The organism is Marinobacter sp. M-5, from assembly GCF_032911545.1.
Lineage (GTDB): Bacteria > Pseudomonadota > Gammaproteobacteria > Pseudomonadales > Oleiphilaceae > Marinobacter > Marinobacter goseongensis.
In genome coordinates this window covers 109498-125372 of sequence record NZ_JAWJEK010000004.1, presented here as the reverse complement: position 1 = coordinate 125372, position 15875 = coordinate 109498, and the positions used below count along the sequence as shown (strand labels likewise).

Genomic DNA, 15875 nt, shown 5'->3' with positions numbered 1-15875 from the left:
GGTCTTGGTTTGTATGACTATAGACCCGACACGGGGGATACGGCTAGCGGAGTTTTTGGGTGGCTTTCGGGGATAGATGTCGGATTCGGAGTTAGGCCGTTATGGGGCCCTTTTCAAAACTTCCGGAGGCCATGGATGGTCGGAGAGAAGCACACAGAAATGCGCTCGTAGCGGTTTGGGGAATCCCTTTCCGACCGCTGCCATCCCCTCGCTTACAGGCCAGGGAATGGCAAGCACCAAAATCAGCGGTGATATTCAGGACTGAGCTCAACCACAGCCTCGATAAATGCCTTGGCATGCTCAGGATCCACGTCGGGGGTAATCCCGTGGCCCAGGTTGAAGATGTGCCCCGAACCGGAACCGAAGCGGCGCAGGATATCCGCCACTTCCTCGCGAATCCGCGCCGGCGGCGCGTACAGCATGGCCGGGTCCATGTTGCCCTGCAGGGCGACCCGGTCGCCGATGCGGGCACGGGCGTTACCGATGTCGGTGGTCCAGTCCAGACCGACTGCGTCGGCGCCCGAGTCAGCGATGGACTCCAGCCACTGGCCGCCGTTCTTGGTGAACAGAATCACCGGCACCCGGCGACCCTCGTTCTCGCGGATCAGGCCATCCACAATCTTCTTCATGTAGCGCAGGGAAAACTCCTCGTATGCCCAGCTGCTGAGCACACCGCCCCAGGTATCGAAAATCTGCACCGCTTGCGCACCGGCACGAACCTGGCCGTTCAGGTAGTCGATGACGCAGTCCGCCAGGTGGTCCAACAGGCGGTGCATCACCTCCGGCTGGCCGTACATCAGTTTCTTCGCCTCGCGGAAATCCTTCGACGAACCACCCTCGATCATGTAGGTCGCCAGCGTCCAGGGGCTACCGGAGAAGCCGATCAACGGCACGCTGCCATTGAGTGCGCCACGAATCGTGGACACCGCATTCATCACATAGTCCAGATCGACCTCGGCCTTGATGGTGGGCAAGGCCTCAACGTCTGCCGCTGAGCGGATGGTGTTCTTGAACTTCGGACCCTCGCCGGTCTCAAAGTACAGGCCCAGCCCCAGGGCGTCAGGGATGGTCAGGATATCCGAAAACAGAATGGCGGCGTCGAGTGGGAAGCGCTCCAGAGGCTGCAAGGTGACCTCACAGGCCAGCGGGGTGTTCTTACAGAGACTGAGAAAATCTCCCGCCTGGGCACGGGTTGCACGATACTCCGGCAGGTAGCGGCCAGCCTGACGCATCATCCAAACCGGTGTGCGGTCAACGGGCTGGCGCATCAGTGCGCGCAGGAAGCGGTCATTTTTCAGCTCGGTCATAGGAGTTCCAGTCTGCTCTCGGTCTGCGAAGTGAAGGGCAATGATACCCCGTTTACAGCAATAAAAAAGGGCGGCTTACCCTTAGCAAGCCGCCCTTTTGATCGGAATCCGATCGGACCTCAGATATCGAGATAGTCCAGAATTCCTTCAGCAGCCTGGCGGCCTTCCCATATAGCGGTTACGACCAGATCCGAACCACGGACCATGTCACCACCGGCGAAAATCTTGGGGTTGCTGGTCTGGAACGCAAACTCGGATTCCTCGGGCGCAGCCACGCGTCCGGAATCGTCGGTGTTGACGTTCTGCTCGCCAAACCAGCCGGCCGGGCTTGGCCGGAAACCGAAGGCAACCAGCACGGCATCGGCGGGGATCACTTCCTCGCTGCCGGGAACCACTTCCGGACGGCGACGGCCATTCTCGTCCGGATCACCAAGGCGGGTCTGAATGACCTTCACCCCTTCCACCCGATCTTCACCGATGATGGCGATGGGCTGACGGTTGAACATGAACTTGACGCCTTCTTCCTTGGCGTTGGCCACCTCTTTCCGGGAGCCGGGCATATTGGCTTCGTCACGACGATAAGCACAGGTCACGCTCTCAGCCTGCTGCCGGATGGAGGTACGGTTGCAGTCCATGGCAGTATCACCACCGCCGAGCACCACGACGCGCTTGCCCTTCATGTCGATGAAATCCGCCGCGTCCTGCTCGTAACCAAGGCGGCGATTGACGTTGGAGATCAGGAACGGCAGCGCATCGTAGACGCCCGGCAGCTCTTCACCCGGGAAACCGCCTTTCATATAGGTGTAGGTGCCCATGCCCATGAACACGGCGTCGTAGTCGCCGAGGATGTCTTCCATCATCACATCCTTGCCCACTTCAGTGGACAGGCGGAATTCCACACCCATTTCCTCGAACACCTGGCGGCGACGGGTCATCACCGATTTTTCCAGCTTGAATTCCGGGATACCGAAGGTCAGCAGGCCTCCGATTTCCGGGTAGATATCAAACACCACCGGCTTGACGCCGTTGCGCACCAGAATATCGGCGCACCCGAGCCCGGCCGGCCCCGCGCCAATCACCGCCACTTTCTTGTCTGTCCACTTGACGGCGGACATGTCGGGCTTCCATCCCAGCGCGAACGCGGTGTCGGTAATGTACTTCTCGACCGAGCCGATGGTAACGGCGCCGTAGCCGTCATTCAGGGTGCAGGCGCCCTCACAGAGGCGATCCTGTGGGCAGACACGGCCACACACTTCCGGCAAGGAGTTGGTCTGGTGGCACAACTCCACCGCCCTCATGATATTGCCTTCCGATACCAGCTTCAGCCAGTTGGGGATGTAGTTGTGAACCGGACATTTCCACTCACAATACGGGTTACCGCATTCCAGGCAGCGGTGTGCCTGTGGCGCAGCCTGCTCCTGGGTGAACGGATGATAGATTTCCCCGAATTCCTTCTTGCGTTTCTTTGCGGGTACTTTCTTGGGGTCCACGCGCCCAACTTCGACAAACTGGAAGTCGTTATTCAGTCGTTCTTTCATCATGCTGCTCTCATCAACTCGATTTCGACGGGGGCGACGCTGTCTGGCGCCCCCCTTTTACCCTGTTCAGTCCGGCGCTTATTCCGGGCGCGCGCGCGTGCTTGCCAGCAAGCTGCGGAGGTTCGCCGCCTTGGGTTTCACCAGCCAGAAACGGCCGATGAAGTCGTCGAAATCTTCAAGAATGTGTTCTGCCCACGGACTGCCGGTCTCCGAGATGTGCTCACGGATCACTCCACGCAGGTGATTGCGGTAGGACTCCATGTCCTCACGTGAGATGCGCTGGATTTCCACCAGTTCGTGGTTGTACTTGTCCACGAAGGTGTTGTCCATATCCAGCACATAGGCAAAACCGCCGGTCATGCCGGCACCAAAGTTATAGCCGGTCGATCCCAGCACGGTAATCAGACCGCCGGTCATGTATTCGCAGCAATGGTCGCCTGCACCTTCCACCACCGCATGGGTGCCGGAGTTACGAACGGCAAAACGCTCGCCCGCGGTACCTGCGGCAAACAGCTTGCCACCGGTCGCGCCGTACAGGCAGGTGTTACCCACAATGGAGGTTTCGTGAGTCTTGAAGGTGCTGCCGCGGGGCGGTTTGACCACCAGCTTGCCGCCGGTCATGCCCTTACCCACGTAATCGTTGGCGTCGCCTTCCAGAATCAGGTTAAGGCCACCCACGTTCCACACCCCGAAGCTCTGGCCGGCAGTACCGGTCAGATCCAGCGTGACCGGCGCATCCACCATGCCCTGGTTACCGTGCCGCGCGGCAATTTCACCGGACAGACGGGCACCGATGGAGCGGTCGCAGTTGGTCACACGGTAAGACCAGGCGCCACCGGACTTCTCATCAAGTGCACCGGCAATGTCCCTGACCATCTGCTCGGCGAGAGCGCCCTCATCAAACGGCTGGTTGCGCTCCACCTGACAGGTCTGCGGCTTGTCCGCCGGGATGTGGTCGTTGGCCAGCAAGCGGCTCAGATCCAGCTTCTTCTGACGCTCAGTGTCACCCGGCAGGCGCTCCAGCAGGTCAACCCGACCCACCAGTTCCTCCAGGCTGCGCACGCCCAGCTTGGCCATCCACTCGCGGGTTTCTTCCGCCACAAAGCGGAAGAAATTCATGGCCATTTCCACCGTGCCTTTGAAGTGTTCTTCACGGAGGTGTTCGTTCTGGGTAGCCACACCGGTGGCACAGTTGTTCAGGTGACAGATGCGCAGGTACTTACAGCCCAGCGCCACCATCGGGGTAGTACCGAATCCGAAGCTTTCCGCGCCCAGAATGGCGCCCTTGACCACATCCAGACCGGTTTTGATGCCGCCATCCGTCTGAAGGCGGATCTTGCCGCGCAAATCGTTGGCGCGCAGCGCCTGCTGGGTTTCGGTCAGACCCAGCTCCCACGGGGAGCCGGCGTAACGGATGGAGGTCAGTGGGCTGGCTGCGGTGCCTCCGTCGTAACCGGAAACGGTGATCAGATCGGCGTAGGCCTTGGCCACACCGGCGGCAATGGTGCCGACACCCGGTTCGGAAACCAGCTTCACCGAAACCAGAGCCTGCGGGTTCACCTGCTTCAGATCGAATATCAGCTGCGCCAGATCTTCGATCGAGTAGATGTCATGGTGCGGCGGCGGAGAAATCAACGTCACGCCGGGCACGGAATAACGCAGTCTGGCAATCAGGTCGTTGACCTTACCGCCCGGTAACTGGCCACCCTCTCCGGGCTTGGCGCCCTGCGCCACCTTGATCTGCATGACATCGGCACTGCGCAGGTATTCGGCGGTAACGCCGAAGCGCCCGGAGGCCACCTGCTTGATCTTCGAACGCTTCTCGGTGCCGTAACGCGCGGGGTCTTCACCGCCCTCACCCGAGTTGGAACGACCACCCAGGGTATTCATCGCAACCGCCAGCGCCTCGTGGGCTTCCGGAGACAGCGCCCCCAGGGACATGGCCGCGGAGTCAAAGCGCGGGAAGATGTTCTCGACCGGCTCAACCTCGGTGATATCGATGGCCTGAATGTCCTTACGGAAGCCCAGCAAGTCCCTCAGGGTTGCCACCGGGCGCTCGTTTACCAGCCCTGCGTACTCCTTGTAGTGACCGTATTCACCGCTGCTCACCGCTTCCTGCAATTTGCCAACCACGTCCGGATTGAAGGCATGATATTCCTGACCGTGGACGTACTTCAGCAGACCACCCTGGGAGATCGGCTTGCGGGGTTTCCAGGCCACGGCCGCCAGCTGCTCCTGATCCTGCTGAAAATCAAAGAAGCCAGCGCCCTGGATACGGCTCGGCACGCCTTTGAAGCACAGATCGACCACGTTATCCGCCAGACCGATGGCCTCGAACAACTGGGCGCCCCGGTAGGAGGTAATGGTGGAGATGCCCATCTTCGACAGGATCTTCAGCAGGCCCTTGTTGATGCCCTTACGGTAGTTGTTTTTGGCCTCGATCGGATCCATCAGCACTTCGCCGGTGCGGATCAGGTCGTTCAGAACCTGGTAGGCCAGATACGGATAGACCGCCGTGGCACCGAAACCGAACAACACCGCAAACTGGTGCGGGTCGCGGGCCCAGCCGGTCTCCACAATGATGTTGGAGTCGCAGCGCAGGCCTTTCGCCACCAGATGGTGGTGAACGGCACCGGTGGCCATCAGGGCGTTGACCGGCAACTCGCCTTCTTTCAGATCCTTGTCTGACAGAATCAGCAGAACTTTGCCGTCGCGGGTCGCCTGCTCGGCCTCGTCGCATACCTGACGGATGGCCTGCTCCAGCCCCATCTCGGCGCGGTAGCCCAGATGAATTCGCGCCACCTCAAAACCAGGGCGATCATTATTGGCGATTTTCAGGAACTTGGCCGGCGACAGAACCGGCGTTGTCAGGATGATCCGGTCGGCGTGCTCCGGTGTTTCCTCGAACACGTTCCGCTCGGAACCCAGACAGGTTTCCAGGGACATCACGATTGCTTCACGCAGCGGATCGATCGCGGGGTTGGTTACCTGGGCAAATTTCTGGCGGAAATAATCCCCTACATGGCGAACGCGGCTGGACAACACCGCCATCGGGGTATCGTCACCCATGGAACCGACCGCTTCCTGAGCACTCTCCGCCAGTGGGCGAAGTACCTGATCGCGCTCTTCGAAGGACACCATGAACATTTTCTGGTGAACCAGTAGCTCATCGGCATCCATCAGGCGGAATTCAGGTGTGTCCTGGTTCAGCGTGGTCTCTACCCGCAGGGAGTTCTCGCGCAACCACTGCTTGTAGGGGTGCGCGTTCTTGAGACGCTCATCAATATCCGGCGTGTGGAGCACTTCCCCGGTCTGGGTATCGACAGCGAGCATCTGGCCCGGGCCAACACGGCCCTTGGCCACAACGTCATCGGGCTCATAACCGTAGGTGCCGATCTCGGACGCCAGGGTGATGAAGTCGTCCTTGGTGACCACCCAGCGTGCCGGGCGCAAGCCGTTACGGTCGAGCATACACACCGCGTAGCGACCGTCGGAGAAGACCAGGCCGGCGGGACCGTCCCACGGCTCCATGTGCATGGAGTTGTACTCGTAGAAGGCGCGCAGCTTGGAGTCCATGGTGTCAACGTTCTGCCACGCCGGCGGAATCATCATCCGCACCGCACGGAACAGATCCACGCCACCGGCCAGCAGTACTTCCAGCATGTTATCCATGCTGGATGAATCCGAACCGGTCAGGTTAACCAGCGGCTGCAGGGTTTGCAGGTCCGGCAGGTCCGGCGAGCTGAACTTGGCCGCGCGGGCGATCGCCCAGTTGCGGTTGCCATCAATGGTGTTGATCTCACCGTTGTGAGCAAGGAACCGGAACGGCTGGGCCAACGGCCAGCGCGGCATGGTGTTGGTGGAAAACCGCTGGTGGAACACGCAAATCGCGGTCTGCAGGTCCGGATCGCCCAGATCCTTGTAAAAGTTCGCCAGATCGGCCGGCATCATCAGGCCTTTGTAGGCCAGCGTGCGGTGAGACAGGCTGCAGATGTAGAACTCGGCGTCGTCCGCCATATCACGCTCGGCGTAACGGCGACCGATAAACAGGCTGATGGCGAACTCTTTTTCTGCCTTACCGGCGGGCGCCACGAAGACCTGCTCGATACGTGGCAGGCAATCCAGCGCCATCGGACCGAGGCAGCTGTCATCGGTGGGCACTTCACGCCAGCCCAGAATATCCAGGCCCTGCTCGGTCAGCCGCGCTTCGATGGCAGCACGCCCGGCTTGCGCCTTGGCTTCGTCCTGATTCAGGAACACCTGACCAACCGCGAACAGGTCGCCGGGCTCTTTGCCAAAGGCGGCCTTGGCGGCCTTGCGCAGGAAGGCATCTGGACTCTGGATCAGCAGGCCACAACCGTCACCGGTCTTTCCGTCTGCAGCAATACCACCACGGTGGGTCATGCAGGTCAGCGACTCGATGGCAGTTTGCAACAACTTATGGCTGACCTCGCCCTTCATGTGGGCGATCAGTCCGAAACCGCAGTTGTCCCTGAATTCCTCGGGATGATACAAACCTGTCATCATAAGCGTTCTCTCACATAGAAATGCTTTTCAATCAAAGAGTTGTAAACAAATACCGTTAAAGTCACCCTTTGACACTGAAAATGGGGGCTGGATATTCTACACACGTAGAAATACGTACTCAATCCGGAGACTGCTTATTTTAGGGGCAAGAAAATCATTTGGATCACCTAAACCCATTGATTCTCTGGACTTTTACCGGTGCCTTCCCGGTCTCACTGACGAAGCGCGAATGACGATCAAAACCCGCCAAATGGCCGGATCCAGGGCGAAATGGTCTGCAAATCCGCCGGCAGCTTCGCCAGCGCCGACCTGGCAGCATCCGCATCGGCAAACTCACCATAGAATACCACGAACCAGTCCCGATCCTGGCGTGTAGAACGGGTATATTGCAAGCCCATCACCTCGGCATGCTGCTCCAGGAAGTCCGTTGCAGTCTTTTCGAGGAACCCGGCGAGGAGCTGCGCGGTAACACCTTCGCGCTGACGCGCCTCCGCGAGGGTGACAAAGCGTTCAGGCATGGATGGCGCGAACTCCGGATCCGACGCCAATTGAGTGTCGAGCTCAGGCTGCGGCTGGAGTTCCGGCAAGGGTTCGGACCGGGCTTCGGCCTGTGGCACCGGCTCGCGGTCCGGGGTAAGTGGCGTCGGCTCCACTGCAGACACCACCGGCGCCGGCTGGGAAGCAGGCTGATCGGGGCCTATGGTAATACTTTTACGGATGCGCTCGGGCACCACCTCCACCGGCTCTGGAACCAGAGACTCGTCGTATTGAGCCGAAACGATCCACCAGGACAGGCCGAGCAGTGCCAGAGCCAGCGCCGGCCAGCGGAAACTCAGAAGGCTCCGGAACGGGAATTGCCTTGCGGACGACGCCGCAGGCACCATACCAAGCCAAACTGCGGGCGTGACCCGCTTGACGCGGCCGAAGCTGCCCTGGCTGAGCTCGTGGATCTGCCGCAATCGGGCGGCACTGAGAAGGTTGGCAAGATCTCCACCGGCACGATGCACGCGAGGCTCGAGATAGCCGCGAACTTCCTCCTGGGTTAACGGTCTCAGATGCACCTGATGAACCCCTGTGGTCGCCTCATCCAGGCCCAGCATGGCAATCAGTTCGTGGCCACCGCTGAATACCGGGACCGCGGCCGCGCCGCGATCGGCCGCGAGAAACGCTGCCAGAAGCATTCGTAAACACTCGGGCGGCGCACGGTCAGCGTCATCCACCAGCAACACCATGCGCTGCCCTTTCCGGGCGCGGGCCTCAGACCAACGGAAGAATCCGTAGATGGCCTCGCTGGGGTTTTGCGGGGTCTCGATACTCTTGTGGGCAATGGCCAGCAGGCAGCGGGCCAGCGCCTGACTTGTGGTCAGTGCCGCCGCTGGGAGCCGATGAAACTCCAGGCGGGACGACTCACTGCGCACCAGTTCCGCCAGAATCCGCGACTTTCCAACGCCGGGTGACCCGGTCAAAAGCAGCGCCATATCTCCAAAACCACTGAGGTGCCGGAGCGTTTCTAGGGCATGGTGACGCATGGCATCCGGATAAAACGGCGATTCCATATCCAGCGGATTGGCTCTCAAGCCGTACACCTGTTGCAGCCTCGGAAACAGACCGCCATCGTCAAGGCTGTTCAATCCCGCATCGTTCACTGTCAGTCCCTGTTGCGCGTGGTCCAAACCCGATCAACGCCTGATAAATCAGGCTGACCTGCAGAATTCGTTCAAGGTGGCGGCAAGCGACCCGGGCTTTGCGTCAGCCGTGACAAAAGCGTCACCGACGGCCCGCAGCAGCACCAGCCGCAATGCACCATCCACGTTTTTCTTGTCGACGGACATCAGTTCCATAAAGTCCGCAGGTGTCATCTCCCGGGGCGGCAAAGCCGGTAACCCAGCACGAAGTATTAACGCCCGGCAGCGCTGGAAATCCGCTTCGGAAATCATGCCGTCTCTGCGCGATAGGTCCGCCGCCATGATCATCCCCGTGCCAACGGCCTCGCCGTGCAGCCAGTTGCCGTAGCCGGCAAAGGTCTCGATCGCATGACCGAAGGTATGCCCCAGATTCAGGATGGCTCGAAGCCCACCCTCACGTTCATCCTGCGCGACGACGTCGGCCTTGCAGGCGCAGGAGCGGAAGATAGCCTCGACCAGAGCCTCCGCTTTGAGTGCCATCAGACGGTCGATGTCACGGTCCAGCCAGGCCAGAAATTCGGTATCGCGGATCAGACCATACTTGATCACTTCCGCCAGTCCCGCCGACACTTCCCGCGGCGGCAGAGTTGCCAGGGAATCGGTGTCAATCAGCACCACTTCAGGCTGATGGAAGGCACCAATCATATTCTTGCCCAGCGGGTGGTTGATCCCGGTCTTACCGCCTACTGACGAATCCACCTGCGATAGCAGCGTGGTGGGAATCTGGATAAATGGCACTCCGCGTTGATAGCTTGCGGCTGCATACCCGGTCATGTCGCCGATCACGCCGCCGCCGAGCGCGACCAGCGTGGTTTTCCGGGTGTGCCGCTTCGCCAACAAAGCATCAAAGATAAGGTTGAGCGTTTGCCAGTCCTTGTACTTCTCGCCATCTGGCAGGATGACCGTATCCACGCGCTTGCCGCGAAAACACGCCTCGGCCTTTTCGAGGTAGAGCGGCGCGACCGTCTCATTGGTGACGATCATGACCTGGCTGCCCGCCACGTAGGGGGTCAGATCCCGGCTACCCAGCAGCCCCGCGCCGATAAAAATGGGGTAGCTACGATCACCCAGATCCACGTTGAGCTCTCTGACCGCTCTATGCATGATTTCGCCCTTCCTTCCGCACCTGACGTTTGTGGCGCGGCGTTCTCGGATTCACCCTGTTAACCAATTGACGGACCACCAGCCTGGGGCTTTTCCGGTCCGTGTACATAACGATGTCGGCCAGCCCGGTGTAAAGCGGGTCGCGCACTGTGAACAGGTGCCGCAGGACCGCCTCGGGATCGTCATTCTGGAGCAGGGGCCGATTGCGGTCGCGACGGGTGCGCTCGACCTGCTGGTCGATCGAGGTTTTCAGATAAACCACGGCAGCATCACGCTTGAGGAGTTCGTGATTTTCGGGGCGCATGACGGCACCACCACCCGTGGCCAGCACGGTACCGTGCACCGCAGACAGCTCCGCCAACATTGCCGTTTCCCGTTGCCTGAACCCCTCCTCACCCTCGACATCAAATATCCACGGGATGTTGGCTCCGCAGCGCTCTTCAATGATTCGGTCTGAATCCAGAAAACGATAGCCGAGCTCCCTGGCCAGCATTCGGCCAATCGTGCTTTTGCCCGCCCCCATGGGACCAACCAGGACTATTCGTTTTGGCAGTGACATAACTTGAGCTCATAAACATTCTGGCGGGTGAGAATAGCACAGGGCCGCAGAATCGATAAATTTCACCCGTGTCCGGACGAAAAAAAGCCGCCGGTGCTAGGCGGCGGCTTTCGTTACACGGTGAGCTTAATCGATCAGGTCGCTTTTGATGATCTTCGGGGTGATGAAGATCAACAGCTCGCTACGCTCGTCGATTCGCTCGGTGCGCTTGAAAAGACGACCCAGGTAGGGAATATCGCCCAGGAACGGCGTCTTGGTGACGGTGGTGGCGACTTCGGACTGGAAGATACCACCCAGAACGACGGTCTCGCCGTTGCCCACCAGCACCTGAGTGGTGACCTCGTTGGTGTTGATGGCCGGTATACCGGCAGTCACTTCGCCACGGGAATCCTGGTTCACCACAAGGTCCATGATGATCTTGTCGTCTGGCGTAATCTGCGGCGTCACTTCCAGCGACAGCGCAGCTTCCTTGAAGGAAACCGATGTAGCACCACTGGAGGAGGCTTCCTGGTAAGGAATCTCTTCACCGGACTTGATCTTGGCGGTCTGCCTGTCAGCCGTTACCACACGAGGCTGGGATACAACCTCCGCCTGACCGTCGCTCTCGAAGGCGGACAGCTCGAGGTCGATCAGCAGGTCGGTGCCGATATACCCGAAGGCAACCGATGATGTGTTGGTGCGGGTTACGCCGAGATCAACGTTCAGATCGGAAGGCAGCGTCAGCGGACCGCCGCCGGTGCCGATGCCCGGCAAGCCACCCTGGGAGCCACCCACCACAATGCTGTCAGTGCCGCCATCGGCGGTTGCACGCCCCTGCGCGCCCCAACGAACACCCAGCTCTTCAGCGACATTGTTTTGGGCACGCACGATCCGCGCCTCAATCGATACCTGGCGTACGGCCACGTCCCAGGTTGTCACCAGACGACGAATTTCCTCAAGCTTTTCTGCCGTTTCACGCACGCTGATGGTGTTGGTACGCGCATCGGACGAAACGAATCCGCGGGAAGAGACAAGCTCCGCGTCAGCCTGGATCAGAGCAACGATGTCGGCGGCCTTGGCGTAGTTGACCTGAATGATATCAAGGCGAACCGGGGCCAGTTCCGCGATCTGCTTGGTGGTTTCCAGCTCGAGCTTTTCACGGGCAGCGATCTCGTCAGCAGGCGCTACCAGCAGAACGTTGCCGATCTGACGCTTGTCCAGGCCCTTGGTCTTGAGGATCAGATCCAGCGCCTGATCCCAGGGCACATTTTGCAGGCGCAGGGTGATGCTGCCGCTGACCGTATCACTGGCAACCAGGTTAAGGCCGGTAAAGTCGGCAATCAGCTGCAGCACCGAACGGACCTCGATGTCCTGGAAGTTCAGTGACAGCTTATCGCCCGTATATGGGAACCTCTCCTCGCGGCGCTCTTCCGCCTCCTGCTCAGACAGCTTCTCAACGCTGACGGTGAACTGCGAGCCGGACTGGTACGCGATGTAATCGTAGTTGCCTTCCGGACGAATCTCGACAACGGCGTTGCCGTTCTCGATGAAGGTGTCAACACGGGTCACCGGCGTGGCAAAATCGGTGACGTCGAGACGGCGGCGGAGATTCTCCGGAACCGTGGTGCCGTCCATGGTCAGGCGAATTTTGCCACCCAGCTCGGACAGATCCACCGGCGTGCTCGGACTGCCGAGATCAACAATCACCCGACCCTCGCCATCTTTGCCGCGACGAAAATCGACGCCGGCCAGCGCATCGCGGCTGCGCGAGGACGCTGGCGCGGCAGACGAGGAACCGCCGCCATTGGCAGCCATGGTCGTGCCACTGCTTTCACCACCAATAGTCAGCACCAGTGAATTACCCTGCCGGGCGGTCTCGTAGGGTGCCAGCTCGATCAGATTGAAGATCAAGCGGGTGCGGTCTTTGGTTTCCACCACGGTCATGCTTTGGGCATTGCCGGAACCCAGTGGGACACTGCGACTATCCAGACCGCTCTGCGTATCTCGCAGATCGACCGCAATCCGTGCCGGGCGCTCGATGGTGTAACCCGTTGGTTCGGGGGGTTGACCGTCAAATTGCAACGTCACTTCCAGCTGGTCGCCGGGCAACGATGAAAACGACACGTCTTCCAGCGTGACCGCATTGGCCAGGCCAGATAACAACCCCAGAGCAATCACGCTGACGTATACATTGAGTTTTCTGAACATCGCTAGCCTCGACCCCAAACTTTTTTGTTCATGCATGTTTCTTTCGCTATTCATCATCCCGCTCCTTAGCCTTCTTCATCGAGGGACAGGAAACGAGGACGTTCGACCCATCCACCCCGGCCATTGGGAACGATTTCAATGAGCTCCACACGGGACTCGCCTATGCCGACAATGCGGCCGTAGTTTTGCCCCATGTAATTGCCCGAACGTACCCGGTGTACGCCACCCGCGTTGTCGCGAATCAGCGCAAAAAGACCACCTGAGGTGTCTGTCAGGGTTCCCACCATGTTCAGATCCTTCAGGTCGAAGTTTTCCAGCACCTCTCTCGGGCGATCGAGATCCGGCTCGACGTCACTGACCGGCTCGTTATCCACCATGGTCAACTGCGCATCAATCGGCGGTTCAAAAGGCGCGCGCCGATCGGCGGCAGAGTAACTGAACGCTTCGTATGCCTTGAACTCCGGCAAGGGTTCAACGTGCCCCCTCGGTTTCGCCCTGGTATCGGCCATGAATTTGTCAAGATCAGAGAAACCACTTCCCTGGGAACAAGCCGTCAGAAGGGATGCCAGACAAATACCCAGCCAGGCTTTTCCCGCATGCTGTCCTGCCATGCTCATTCTCCAGCCCGGTAGCGGTAGGTGCGTGCGAGGACCTGCATATCCAGTCGCTCGCCATCACCGCCAGTTGGTTTAATCGTCAAGTCGTGCAGCGTCACAATCCGTGGCAGGCTTGCCACACTGCTGACGAAGGATGCCAGCTCATGGTAAGAGCCGGAAACGCGGATGTTGATCGGCAACACCGAGTAGAAATCACGACGCTGTTCAGGCTGGAGAGCGACTTCCTGCAGCGCAAGGCCGCTACCGAGCGCTGTGTTGGTTATGTCCTCCAACAGCCCGGGCACCTCGGTTTCACTGGGCAGCTGCCGAACCAGAGCCCCGAACGTCTCTTCCATTTCCTCCATCTGCGCCTTGAACACGTCAAGGTTGGCAACCTGGTAGGCCTTGTCTTCGTATTTCTTGCGGAGCTCCTGCTCGGTGCTTTCAACTCTTTCGAGCTGCGCGTACTGATCCTTGATAAAGAACCAGTACCCACCACCCAGGATCAGACCGAAAATGATCAGTGCCACGATGGCTTTGATCGGCGCTGGCCAGATACCCGCGTTGTTGACATCAAGATCGTTGATGTCGAATTCATTCAGACTTTTGAGTGAGTCCGCGAGGCTCATTACTTATCCTCCCCTTCGGGCTCTGGAGTTTGCTGCTGGACCGACATCTTGAATTCACTGTACCCGGTCCGACGACTGTCGGCGGCGGCAACGTTGGTCAGGTTCGGATCGCTGAACCAGTCTGACTCCTCGAAACGCCGCAACAAGGTGGAGACCCGGCCATTGGATTCGGCCATGCCAACGATATCCACGCGGTCTCCGGTTTTCTTCAGATCCGAGTAGAACAAGCCATCCGGCAGCGTCCGCACCAGCTCGTCGAAGACGCGGACGATGACCGGGCGGGTGCCCTGAAGCTCCTGGATCACCTGCATGCGGGCCAAAAGCTCGTCCCGCTTGCGCTTCAGATCCTCGATTTCCTTGATCTGTTGATCAAGCTGCCTGGTCGCTGTCTCGATGTAGGCGTTGCGGGACTGCTGGTAGGCAATGCGGCTGTCCATGTCGGACTTCCACAGAAACGCCAGGCCGGCTGCCACTATGGCCGCCCCCAGAATCATCACCACGAACTGCTTCTGTTTTTCCGCGCGAAGTTCTTCACGCCAGGGTCTGAGGTTAATCTTTGCCATCAGTCAAAGCTCCTCATCGCCAGACCACACGCAATCATCAGCGAGGGCGCGTCATTGCCAAGTGCCGACGCGTTAACCCGGGATCCGACTGCCATATCGGCAAACGGATTGGCCACCAGCGTTGGCGTGCCTGTTTTTTCCTCGACCATTTCCGTCAGCCCCTGAATGGAAGCCGTACCGCCGGCAAGCACCACATAATCCACCGCGTTGTACTGACTCGCTCCGAAAAAGAATTGCAGCGCTCGTGCCACTTGCTGCACCACGGCTTCACGGAAGGGAGTGAGTACTTCTGAGTCGTAATCGTCCGGCAGGCCACCCTGCTTTTTGGCCAGCCCCGCCTCTTCCAGCGACAAACCATACCGACGCTGAATTTCCTCGGTGAGCTGTTTGCCGCCGAAGATCTGCTCACGGGTATAAACCGTTTTGCCCTCGGCCAGCACGCTCAGCGTTGTCATGGTCGCGCCGACGTCGACGATGGCCACGACCAGTTCCTCGCCCTGAGATTCGAGCTGGCGCTCGATCAGCGAGTAGGCACGCTCAAGCGCGTAAGCTTCCACGTCCACAATCTTGGTATTCAGCGACGCAATCTCGAGGGCATCCTCGCGAATATCGACGTTCTCTTTCCGGCACGCGGCAAGAAGAACGTCAACCTGGTCAGGATTGGTTTCAGAGGCGCCCTGAACTTCGAAATCAATGGCCACTTCGTCAAGCGGGTATGGAATGTACTGGTCCGCCTCCAGAGCGATCTGGTCCTCCATCTCGAACTCGTTGAGGCCGCCATCCATCTGGATGACTTTGGTAATGACGGCGGAGCCCGAGACAGCCACGGCGACCTGTTTGACGCCGGTGCGGGATTTCGACGCGACGCGCTTGAGCACCTCTCCAACCGCTTCGACGTCCGTAATGTTTTTCTCGACAACAGCATTCGCCGGCAACGGCTCTACTGCGTAGCTTTCGACCTTATACCGGTCACCCGTCTTTGAGAGTTCCAACAGCTTCACCGAGCTGGAGCTGATATCGACACCCAAGACGGCACTGGATTTTTTACCAAACAATCCGAACACGCGCTCACCCTATACCTGGTTACATGCACCGGGTTACGTAACTTATGTGTTTTTTATTTAAGAGAATTTCTTCAATTTTCCGTCTACAATGCGAGTTCTTCATTATTTGAATGACA

11 protein-coding genes are annotated in these 15875 nt (G+C 59.3%); all 11 read right to left on the bottom strand.

Annotation, left to right across the window (positions count from 1 at the left end; all coding sequences use genetic code 11):
• Positions 1 to 242: 242 nt before the first annotated feature.
• The 11 genes from hemE to R0125_RS15820 all read right to left on the bottom strand — a co-directional run bounded on the left by hemE (position 243) and on the right by R0125_RS15820 (position 15759).
• Positions 243 to 1307 (bottom strand): uroporphyrinogen decarboxylase, encoded by a 1065-nt coding sequence (hemE, locus tag R0125_RS15870; RefSeq protein ID WP_248183761.1) that lies wholly within the window; start codon positions 1305 to 1307, stop codon positions 243 to 245.
• A gap of 119 nt (positions 1308 to 1426) precedes the next feature.
• Complete coding sequence (locus tag R0125_RS15865) at positions 1427 to 2845, bottom strand: FAD-dependent oxidoreductase (RefSeq protein ID WP_248183831.1); 1419 nt, start codon at positions 2843 to 2845, stop codon at positions 1427 to 1429.
• A gap of 78 nt (positions 2846 to 2923) precedes the next feature.
• The gene (gene gltB / locus R0125_RS15860) at positions 2924 to 7372 is read right to left on the bottom strand and encodes a glutamate synthase large subunit (protein WP_317238781.1); all 4449 of its coding nucleotides are present in this window, start codon (positions 7370 to 7372) and stop codon (positions 2924 to 2926) included.
• 236 nt (positions 7373 to 7608) lie between these two features.
• Complete coding sequence (locus R0125_RS15855; protein WP_317238780.1) at positions 7609 to 9045, bottom strand: AAA family ATPase; 1437 nt, start codon at positions 9043 to 9045, stop codon at positions 7609 to 7611.
• Positions 9046 to 9066: 21 nt separating this feature from the next.
• The gene (gene aroB, locus R0125_RS15850) at positions 9067 to 10161 is read right to left on the bottom strand and encodes a 3-dehydroquinate synthase (RefSeq protein WP_317238779.1); all 1095 of its coding nucleotides are present in this window, start codon (positions 10159 to 10161) and stop codon (positions 9067 to 9069) included.
• Positions 10154 to 10720 (bottom strand): shikimate kinase AroK, encoded by a 567-nt coding sequence (aroK, locus tag R0125_RS15845; protein ID WP_317238778.1) that lies wholly within the window; start codon positions 10718 to 10720, stop codon positions 10154 to 10156. The genes aroB and aroK overlap by 8 nt, the downstream gene beginning before the upstream one ends.
• A gap of 126 nt (positions 10721 to 10846) precedes the next feature.
• Positions 10847 to 12907 carry a type IV pilus secretin PilQ gene (pilQ, locus tag R0125_RS15840; protein WP_317238777.1) on the bottom strand — a complete coding sequence of 687 codons (2061 nt, stop codon included), beginning with the start codon at positions 12905 to 12907 and terminating at the stop codon, positions 10847 to 10849.
• Positions 12908 to 12972: 65 nt separating this feature from the next.
• Complete coding sequence (locus R0125_RS15835; RefSeq protein WP_248183751.1) at positions 12973 to 13518, bottom strand: pilus assembly protein PilP; 546 nt, start codon at positions 13516 to 13518, stop codon at positions 12973 to 12975.
• Between the two features lie 2 nt (positions 13519 to 13520).
• A complete protein-coding gene (locus tag R0125_RS15830) occupies positions 13521 to 14132 on the bottom strand; it encodes a type 4a pilus biogenesis protein PilO (protein WP_248183750.1) in 612 nt (203 codons plus the stop codon).
• Positions 14132 to 14695, bottom strand: coding sequence for a PilN domain-containing protein (locus R0125_RS15825; protein WP_248183749.1), 564 nt, complete (start codon positions 14693 to 14695; stop codon positions 14132 to 14134). The genes R0125_RS15830 and R0125_RS15825 overlap by 1 nt, the downstream gene beginning before the upstream one ends.
• Positions 14695 to 15759, bottom strand: a complete 1065-nt coding sequence (locus R0125_RS15820; RefSeq protein WP_248183748.1) for a type IV pilus assembly protein PilM — start codon at positions 15757 to 15759, stop codon at positions 14695 to 14697. Before R0125_RS15820 ends, R0125_RS15825 begins: the two co-directional genes overlap by 1 nt.
• Between the last annotated feature and the right edge of the window lie 116 nt (positions 15760 to 15875).

What these genes read in the sequence shown, in the direction of transcription:
- hemE (WP_248183761.1), bottom strand. Translation starts at nt 1,307, where the DNA reads ATGACCGAGCTGAAAAATGACCGCTTCCTGCGCGCACTGATGCGCCAG.
- R0125_RS15865 (WP_248183831.1), bottom strand. Translation starts at nt 2,845, where the DNA reads ATGAAAGAACGACTGAATAACGACTTCCAGTTTGTCGAAGTTGGGCGC.
- gltB (WP_317238781.1), bottom strand. Translation starts at nt 7,372, where the DNA reads ATGATGACAGGTTTGTATCATCCCGAGGAATTCAGGGACAACTGCGGT.
- aroB (WP_317238779.1), bottom strand. Translation starts at nt 10,161, where the DNA reads ATGCATAGAGCGGTCAGAGAGCTCAACGTGGATCTGGGTGATCGTAGC.
- aroK (WP_317238778.1), bottom strand. Translation starts at nt 10,720, where the DNA reads ATGTCACTGCCAAAACGAATAGTCCTGGTTGGTCCCATGGGGGCGGGC.
- pilQ (WP_317238777.1), bottom strand. Translation starts at nt 12,907, where the DNA reads ATGTTCAGAAAACTCAATGTATACGTCAGCGTGATTGCTCTGGGGTTG.
- R0125_RS15835 (WP_248183751.1), bottom strand. Translation starts at nt 13,518, where the DNA reads ATGGCAGGACAGCATGCGGGAAAAGCCTGGCTGGGTATTTGTCTGGCA.
- R0125_RS15830 (WP_248183750.1), bottom strand. Translation starts at nt 14,132, where the DNA reads ATGAGCCTCGCGGACTCACTCAAAAGTCTGAATGAATTCGACATCAAC.
- R0125_RS15825 (WP_248183749.1), bottom strand. Translation starts at nt 14,695, where the DNA reads ATGGCAAAGATTAACCTCAGACCCTGGCGTGAAGAACTTCGCGCGGAA.